We start from the raw sequence: 6,333 nt of genomic DNA on the forward strand, positions 1-6,333 counted from the left end.
TACAACTGCGGTAAGACTGTTGTTCTACACGTTTGGAGGTAAGGATCGCATCTACTGCCTGATAGGTACTGGAACCGCTCCGCTCCGCCCATTTGCGGAATCGGTCGCCGTTCCATTCAAGGTACTGCTGGTGGGAAGGCGGCATATGTTCTGTAATCATGCTGTACTGCCCCTTGCGCCCATAAAGACGACGGTGGGATGCAATCCGGTTGTGGTTGAAAAAAATCTCAATGGTTTTATCTGTAACTCTCACATCAACTTTGCGTTTTATATATTCATGTGGAACTGAGTATAGCATTCCGGCAAAGGATATGTGATAATTGAACTGAACGGTGGCTTGCTTCCATTCCGCCAGTTCATATGGGGTGGCAGGTAAAGGTGCCAGCAATGGCAGTTCTTCGTCGCGGAAGATCTCATACCGGCTGCCCTCTTTCTTTTGGAAAGGTCGATGACTGAAAACTTCCAGCTTCTGACGGATTGCCCGGTTTAACTCGCTGAGGGAGAAAAACTGTTCATTACGCAGGGCTGCGGTGATCCATGTGGAAATATTACCTACACTGCCCTCAGCATTGGGCTTATCCTTTGGAGGCCGGACGCGGGCTGGAATAATCGCAGTCTCATAATGTTCTGCCATTTCCTGATAGACGGCATTGATCCGCTGGTCTTTCCAGCCCTTGTTATGATCCACCGCTGTACGGCAGTTGTCAGGCACGAGAATCTTGGCGACACCGCCAAAGTACTCGTACATATGCACATGTGCAGCGATCCATGATGGCTGCTTTTCATCCATGAATGCCTCTACATATGGATACTGGCTGTAGGTCATAACACCTACGAAAATGTGCGCATCCAGGATCTCGCCCGTATCCGGATCTATGATGTGTGCCGGATCTCCGGCCCAATCTACCTCAACCTGTTCCGCAGGCTTGCGATTGATATGCATGGTGGCACGACGTTTCTGCTCGTCCTGCTGGATGTAATAGCAGAACTGAGAGTACATAAGTGGATCGTCTCCGGAGAGACGGCATTCCTCAAGGCACTCTGTCCAGAGGAGTTTCTTGTTCACTCCATTGCGGAGAAGCTCCTTTCGGATATGGGCATAATCCGGCATACGCCTGTTTGATTGGGACCCGGGACTGTTCTTCTTTGGGAACAGCATCTGCTCAATCACAGCATCGGTCTGGTTTGGATCAAGCGGCCATGAGATGTCTTTTTCCCTGGCAGCTTTTAAAACCTTATTGACCGTTTTCTTGGACACACCGCAGCTAAGCGCGATGTTCGTCTGACTGAGATTCATGCTGGCAAGCCTGATGATCTCGCGATATTTGGTCATAACAGATGACCTCCTTAAAATGTATTTACGTCAAACGACGCATATATACATTATAAGGAAAGAAGCTTCTGATTTCATTGTTCTGGAATATAGGTTTCCATCAAAGCGGAATCACGGTTTCCTTTATATCGGAACGTCGGTTTCCACCATCCGGAATTGGGGTGTAAAACCGCCCGGAATACTCAATCCTGAAAGACACATATTTTCCAGCCAAACACATGAGCAGATGACGATTTCGTGTGTTGAAGGGATATATAAAAAGTATGTGTCGATAGCTAAGGAACAGCATCCTACATTATTTCGAGCGGATAGCTATCCGCCTCATTCCATGAGACACAGTACAGCATGTCATTTGCTGGAAGCTGGAGTTGATATAGTTACAATAAAGAATATATTAGGACATGTATCTGTCCAGCCAACACAGATATATGCTGAAATGTCCCAAGATACCGTAGATAAAAAACTAAAGGAATGGAATGAGACCTGGTTTGGTAATAACCAGAAAATTGAGATAAAGAAATCAAAGGACAATATTCCGGATTTTCTGAAAAACAGATAACATTTTATTCGAGAAGATTCTTTGGAAATGCTGTAACTATACGCTGTTGCAGCAATCTTCTCGAATAATAATACTTCTCGGATAATCCGTAAAACCAGTGGCTATGTATACTTTTTTAAATCCTGTACCATCATTGAGCATCCATCATCACTCCCAAAAGTGTATGAAGAAAGGAAGCAGATACCTGGTCTGTGATTTCCAATGTGAGGTGGTTTCTGCCTCTGATCAAAGCAACGGTTTTATGATCCGGTGCTATATTTTCTGACTGGATTGCAGAAGAAGGAACTTCTATAAAATCTGGTGTGTGAGGGCGTAAAAATTTCTGTGTCTATAAAAAATGATGTTTTCTGGTAAGAACCAGATATGTAGAAATTTCTTGTCGATGACTGTTTTACTATAGTGTCGAATTTCTTTTCTAATTATAGTATTTCCAAATTTGTTTCGTTTATACTTCTTTTTTTTATTTTTTTGCATTACAATTAAGGCATTAGCAGGATTACATAAAAATGTGGGTGCTGCCCACACCTGGCCTCTGGAATAAGGATGGGTATTTTTGGTAATACTACTAATGCCGAAGGGATAAGGTCGGAACGGTCAGGTCTGGAAATGCTGCCGTTCCGGCTCTCTTTATTTTAAAGATACTGGGTAAGCCTTTCGTTGTAAAGCACGATAAGCTGGTTCAGCACCTGGTCCCAGCTCCGATATCTCTGAGTCCATTTCTTTATCACATTTTCACTTGCAAGATATAACATTTTCTCCAGTGATACATCGCTTGGAAATACACTTTTAGTTTTGGTCACTTTCCGGTATTGCCGGTTCAAACCTTCTATGATATTTGTCGTGTTAAGCCGATATCGGCTTAACACGACTTATACCGAAAAAATAACTATGCCGATATTTCAAGAAGTTCCTGTAAACAAGGGAATCTTAGGAAAAATATCGGCATAGTTTTTATAGTCTGTAAAGCTGCTTTAATACGGAATCCCTTTTCCAACTCTTTTCTTCTTCTCCAGATGGATTCGCTTTTTCAATAGAAGCTGCCAGCGTTCTCAAAGTGGCAAATGCATAGAAACCGCTGGTGGTTGATATACTTTCATGTCCCAATAGCTGTTGGATATAGGATAAGGGGCATCCTGCCTGATAAAGATCCATCGCCCTCGTTTTTCTCAGCATATGAAAATGGACCTTTTCTGGCATCATAATGCTGCTTCTGCTCTGGTTTGTATATCTTTTCAAAAGATTCTGTATAGTGTCATCAGAAAGAGAATGCCTGATTCCATGCGTTGTCGCATAAAAAAGAGGCATCTCCATCTTTATTACAGGATGAAACTCTTTCATATATGCCTTTAAGTGATGTACGGTCCTGCTCATTAGTGGCACATTTCTGTACTTTGAACCTTTTCCCAGGATCGTCACAAATGGAGTATCTGCGTCCAGATGCAGTGATGATACTGTCAATCGTGTCAGCTCACTGACACGCAGACCGGCATCATATCCAAGGATCAAGATCATCCGGTCTCTTCTTCCTGTTTTTGTATCCACTGATGGTGCTGCCAAGAGTACCTTAAGCTGACTGTTTTCAAAGTATTCAATCTCCTTTTGAAGAACTGGGAGACCTTTTACTGTCTTTGCATTGACATAGACCGTTGTGATATCAATGGATTCTTCAGCAGCATACGCAAGCAACGTCCGAATTGCAGTCATTCTGAGATTACATGTCTTTTCGCTCAGTTTGCGTGAATCTTTCATAAATATTAGATAGTCTTTCAGATTGTTTTTATTAAAATCCTGATAACATATATCTTTTCGTTTAATGGATTTCTCACTTTCCAGAAAATCAATATATCCATTCAGGGACCGTCTGTAGGCCTCTACCGTATTGGAACTCTTCTTACGAATACCAGAAAGCTCATTGTTTAGGAACTCGGATGCGCTGCTCCAGAAAAAAGAACTGTCCCGGTCAGCTGTCACTTTTTTACGCATGTTCACTTACCTCCGGCAACAGATCCTCAAAAAGGGAAGCTTTTTCCACAATTGTATGATAAATATCAGGAACAAGATGAAAATAGTAAAGCGTGTGTTCTATATCCTGATGTCCCATATACCGCATTAGATAAGGGAGCATAACATTTACATCTTTCCCCTCTTTAAGCCAGCGGTTCATATTTGCATAAGCGAAGTGGTGCCGGAAATCATACGCTCGAATACTCACTCCATTCCCCAGTTTTTCAGGAAAAGCCGTATACCAGATCTTTAAGAAGTTTTTCTGGAACGCACTGGCTCCATAAGGAGCATCCTCCCGGGAAGGGAAGAAAAATATCCTGTCTGGAAAGATATGATCCATTTTTGTATCATAGACGCTGAGATACTCGGACAATTCATGCGAAATAAAAAGCCGCCTGTTCTTTGGACCTTTAGACTGAACGATATCTATATAATTCGTTTCTGGATGCACCAGTTCTCGTCTGAGAGTCCGGATCTCTTTGCAGCGAAGACCACAGCAATAAAGCAGCTTGTACATTGCGGGCAACACTAGATGCCTTTTGGGAACATGGCAGTCATATGGAATGCTGTCACATGCCGTAAAGAACTTTGTGATCTCATCCTCTGTAAATAAGTATGGTCTGACAGGTATCGGCAGAGAGATTTTCCCCGCAGGGATGACATATGCGGATGCGTATCCAAGTCCGATCAGATATCTTGAGAACTCCCGGAGAGCAGCTGCCGCATTATATAGATTTCCTGGAGTACCGGAATACCTGTTTAAAAATGCATTTACCGTCTTTCTACTTGGTATGCTCTCAAGCGGAACGTGGCTGGATGCAAAATCAATATATTTATTTAGATGGTATTCTGCGGTTGTGTAGACATAACCATTCTGTTTTTTATACTCCAGAAATTCAGTGATCAGGTCTGATAATGTTTTATTCATTTGGCACACCTCCTGGAAGTGGCAGCGTACAGGACGCCATTGTCTCATCATCAGTAGACAAGTAAACTGATACGATGCTGGGATCTTTATGACCAAGAACTGCAGAAATATCTGCCATGGGGACTCCTGCTCTGAGCATGGCCGAAGCAGCATTGTGTCTTGTGCTTCGGCTGCCGGAACTCCTGTTTTTATTAGATATGCCTGCGAATGCTTCCATTTTTAAGAGAATTGTTCTAATAGATGAACCTTCACCATTTAAGCGTGTAAATGGTGCCAGTTCTCTGACAAAAAGGTATTCTGACTTACATGCCGGCCGACCGTTAAGTATATAATCAGCAATGGCATTTCCATAGGATTTACGAAGTGGGACATGAAGCGGCTTTCCTGTCTTCTGTTGTTTTATATAGATGATATCTTTGTTCCAGTCAATATCAGAAAGTTTGATACTACAGACATCTACCGCTCTTAATCCTATTTCCAGCAGTAACAGACAGATAGCTTTATCCCGTTTCGTTAGACTATCATCAGACAGTACGCTGTTGATGGCGTCCGTTTCAACTTTACTGTATATTTCTAAGATGTTCCGCTCACGAGGGAGACGGGATGGTAATTCCATGATAAGATGTTCAGTTTCTGGATAAAGGGCAAGAAATCTTTTAAGACCTGAGAGACCGCTGGTGATAGAAGTCGGCCTGAAATAACCGTAGCCATAAAGATACAGGATAAAATCCCGGATGTCACCAGAACATAACTCCGTGACTGAGAGATAGGATTTTTCTTCACAGTAGATCAGGAGATATGCGGCTATCCTTTGATAAGTACAGATTGTATTAGGCTGTAGATGATCTGCTTTTAGCGACATAACAAACTTATCAAGTTCTTTTCTAAATACTTCCGTCTGTATTCTGTCACTGACGGATAGCCCCTTTCTTCTTGAGGTATCTGCCTCGCCTGCAAAGATGTAAGAACGGATAAGATTTACAACCCGGATTTTTTGTCGCTCTTTTAAAATGGAGAATTTACCAGTATACTTGTTATTACAGTCACGTAGATACTCCTGGAATAATTCATCCGAAGGCTCAAAGATTCCTTTGCTCTGGGCGAGAGAATTTAGAACATGAAATTTCTTTTGATAGCGAAGTAACGTCTCTTTGCTGTATTCTTTTTCTCTTAAAGATTCCAATGTAAGACGAAGGACTTCTTCTAATTTTGTTTCTTTTTGCATGGTAATGCACCTCCTTTAGAAAGAGCATACACTACATAATAAAACTATGCCGATATTTTTCCTGAGATTCCCTTGTTTACAGGAACTTCTTGAAATATCGGCATAGTTATTTTTTCGGGATAAGTCGTGTACATGATACGGCGGATATCCCCCGAAAACTGAAAGAAAGAGCTGACATCCTCCCAGTTATTTTCCCAGCTGCTGATTGCATAGGGATATTTCTTACCCCATTTTTCTTTTAGTATTTCCAGCTCTGACAATCCGGCGGCCTCATTTGGGGCATT

Annotated in this window: 6 protein-coding genes and 1 pseudogene; 1 reads left to right on the forward strand and 6 read right to left on the reverse strand. The window is 42.2% G+C overall.

Going from position 1 to position 6,333, the window contains the following annotated elements:
- A partial coding sequence (istA, locus tag NSB28_RS24545; protein WP_257517617.1) for an IS21 family transposase occupies positions 1-1,333 on the reverse strand: 1,333 nt, incomplete at its 3' end.
- 19 nt (positions 1,334-1,352) lie between these two features.
- On the opposite strand from istA, the gene NSB28_RS24550 reads away from it, so the two are divergent.
- Positions 1,353-1,892, forward strand: a complete 540-nt coding sequence (locus NSB28_RS24550; protein WP_257517618.1) for a tyrosine-type recombinase/integrase — start codon at positions 1,353-1,355, stop codon at positions 1,890-1,892.
- A gap of 632 nt (positions 1,893-2,524) precedes the next feature.
- Here the strand turns inward: NSB28_RS24550 and NSB28_RS24555 are convergent.
- The 5 genes and pseudogenes from NSB28_RS24555 to NSB28_RS24575 all read right to left on the reverse strand — a co-directional run.
- Positions 2,525-2,758 (reverse strand): transposase, encoded by a 234-nt coding sequence (locus tag NSB28_RS24555; protein WP_416388936.1) that lies wholly within the window; start codon positions 2,756-2,758, stop codon positions 2,525-2,527.
- 85 nt (positions 2,759-2,843) lie between these two features.
- Positions 2,844-3,875 carry a tyrosine-type recombinase/integrase gene (locus NSB28_RS24560; RefSeq protein ID WP_109748865.1) on the reverse strand — a complete coding sequence of 344 codons (1,032 nt, stop codon included), beginning with the start codon at positions 3,873-3,875 and terminating at the stop codon, positions 2,844-2,846.
- Positions 3,868-4,824 carry a tyrosine-type recombinase/integrase gene (locus NSB28_RS24565; protein ID WP_187374322.1) on the reverse strand — a complete coding sequence of 319 codons (957 nt, stop codon included), beginning with the start codon at positions 4,822-4,824 and terminating at the stop codon, positions 3,868-3,870. Before NSB28_RS24565 ends, NSB28_RS24560 begins: the two co-directional genes overlap by 8 nt.
- Entirely contained in the window at positions 4,817-6,049 is a 1,233-nt protein-coding gene (locus NSB28_RS24570; protein ID WP_109748863.1) for a tyrosine-type recombinase/integrase, read from the reverse strand. The genes NSB28_RS24565 and NSB28_RS24570 overlap by 8 nt, the downstream gene beginning before the upstream one ends.
- Positions 6,050-6,171: 122 nt before the next feature.
- Positions 6,172-6,333: pseudogene (locus NSB28_RS24575) on the reverse strand (transposase); the annotation flags it as partial.

The sequence above is a fragment of the Murimonas intestini genome (genome assembly GCF_024622195.1).
GTDB classification, from domain to species: Bacteria; Bacillota; Clostridia; order Lachnospirales; family Lachnospiraceae; genus Murimonas; species Murimonas intestini.

Bases quoted from the DNA above. Each gene is read 5' to 3' on its own strand.
- NSB28_RS24565 (WP_187374322.1), bottom strand. From the start codon at position 4,824: ATGAATAAAACATTATCAGACCTGATCACTGAATTTCTGGAGTATAAA.
- NSB28_RS24570 (WP_109748863.1), bottom strand. From the start codon at position 6,049: ATGCAAAAAGAAACAAAATTAGAAGAAGTCCTTCGTCTTACATTGGAA.
- NSB28_RS24560 (WP_109748865.1), bottom strand. From the start codon at position 3,875: ATGCGTAAAAAAGTGACAGCTGACCGGGACAGTTCTTTTTTCTGGAGC.
- NSB28_RS24550 (WP_257517618.1), top strand. From the start codon at position 1,353: ATGTATTTACGTCAAACGACGCATATATACATTATAAGGAAAGAAGCT.